Origin of the sequence: Niallia sp. Sow4_A1 (genome assembly GCF_052116745.1) — a bacterium.
In the GTDB taxonomy this organism is placed as follows: domain Bacteria; phylum Bacillota; class Bacilli; order Bacillales; family Cytobacillaceae; genus Niallia; species Niallia hominis.
In genome coordinates, this window is the sequence record NZ_JBQKKM010000147.1 from 1 (window position 1) to 438 (window position 438).

The window sequence follows — 438 nt, forward strand, 5'->3', positions numbered from 1 at the left end:
TCGGTTTCCATGATTATATTTTAAATTTGCGTGTCTATCATGGATCATCAAGGAACTTTTACCTTTTAAATATCCCATGAAATACGAAACAGACATTTTCGGTGGTATTTTGACCAGCATGTGAATATGATCTGGCATTGCATGTGCTTCCAATATTTCTACATCTTTCATTTCACATAGTTTTCTCAAAATAGCACCTATATCTTTTCTTAATTTCCCATACACTACTTTCCTTCTGTATTTGGGAATAAATACGATATGATACTTACAATTCCATCTTGTATGTGATAAACTATTGTCGCTCGACATGAGCAGGACTCCTCTCGTTAATAGAAGTTGGTTTGACGGCCATCTTCTATTATAACGATTGGAGTTTTTTTCTGATACAACTCTACAAGTTTCATTTGCACACAGGCATAGCCTGTGGTTTAAAAAGAT

General features: G+C 34.5%; 1 protein-coding gene. It reads right to left on the minus strand.

Annotated elements, in window-relative coordinates:
* A partial coding sequence (gene tnpA / locus ACTQ5K_RS25595; RefSeq protein ID WP_441994461.1) for an IS200/IS605 family transposase occupies positions 1-309 on the minus strand: 309 nt, incomplete at its 3' end.
* Positions 310-438: the final 129 nt, after the last annotated feature.